We start from the raw sequence: 1,276 nt of genomic DNA, 5'->3' as shown, positions 1-1,276 counted from the left end.
GTTCAGCAGGTGGTGGACCGACACGACATTTTGCGTACGGCCTTTGTCTGGGAGGGGCTGTCGAGCCCGGCCCAGGTGGTGTGGCGGCGTGCGCCGCTGGAGGTGACCGAGGTCGAGCTGGATGCGTGTGACGGTTCCGGCGCCGAGGAGCTCAGGCGCCGGTTCGATCCGCGCCGGCACCGCATCGGCCTTGGCCGCGCGCCGTTGTTGCGGTTTGGGATCGCGCGCGAGCCCGGCAGCGGGCGCTGGCTGCTGCTGGAGTTGCAGCACCATCTGATCGGCGATCACACGACGCTGGAAGTGATGCATGCCGAGGTGCGGGCCGTGCTCGGCGGGCAGGCGCATGAGCTTGCGGCACCGCAGCCGTTCCGCAATCTGGTGGCGCAGGCACGGCTGGGTGTCGATGCCAAGGCGCATGAAGAGTTCTTCCGCTCGATGCTGGCGGACATCGACGAGCCGACCATGCCGTTCGGGCTGGGCGAGGTGCGCGGCGACGGCAGCGGGGTCGGCGAGGCGCGGCGGATGCTGCCGCAGGCGCTCAACGATCGGCTGCGGGAGCAGGCGCGGCGGCTGGGGGTGAGCCTGGCCAGCCTGTGCCATCTGGCTTGGGGTCAGGTGGTGGCGCGCAGCAGCGGGCGAGAGCAGGTGGTGTTCGGCACGGTGCTGTTCGGCCGCATGCATGCGGGTGCGGGCGCCGACCGGGCGCTGGGCCTGTTCATCAACACCCTGCCTGTGCGGCTTGACCTGGACGGAACCGGGGTCGCGGCGAGCGTGCGGACCACGCATGCGCGGCTTTCCGAGCTGCTGGCGCACGAGCATGCCTCGCTGGCGCTGGCGCAACGCTGCAGCGGCGTTGCGGCGCCGGCGCCGCTGTTCAGCGCGCTGTTGAACTACCGTCACAACACGCCGGCGGCCATGGCCGGCTCCGGCACGGATGATGGTCTGTCCGGGGTGGAATGGCTGGGCGGGGAGGAGCGCACCAACTATCCGCTGACCCTGTCGGTGGAGGATTATGGCGAGGCGCTCGGCCTGACGGCGCAGGTGGTGGAGCCGGTGTCTGCGGATCGGGTCTGCGGCTACATGCAGCACGTGCTCGAGCAATTGGCGGAGGCGCTGGAGCGGGCGCCCGACAGGCCGGTGCGGGAGCTGGATATCCTGCCGGCCGCCGAGCGCACCTATCTGCTGGAGGATCTGAACCGGACGGCGGCGGCCTATCCGTCGCAGCGGTGCGTCCACGAGCTGTTCGAGGCGCAGGTGCGCCAGGCGCCGGAGGCTT

General features: G+C 70.8%; 1 protein-coding gene. It reads left to right on the top strand.

Going from position 1 to position 1,276, the window contains the following annotated elements:
• The coding region (locus tag NKH90_RS34530; protein ID WP_352823777.1) for a condensation domain-containing protein at positions 1-1,276 on the top strand (1,276 nt) is incomplete at both ends.

Origin of the sequence: Mesorhizobium sp. M0898 (genome assembly GCF_040319695.1) — a bacterium.
GTDB lineage: Bacteria > Pseudomonadota > Alphaproteobacteria > Rhizobiales > Rhizobiaceae > Mesorhizobium.
This window is presented reverse-complemented; position numbering and strand designations above follow the sequence as displayed.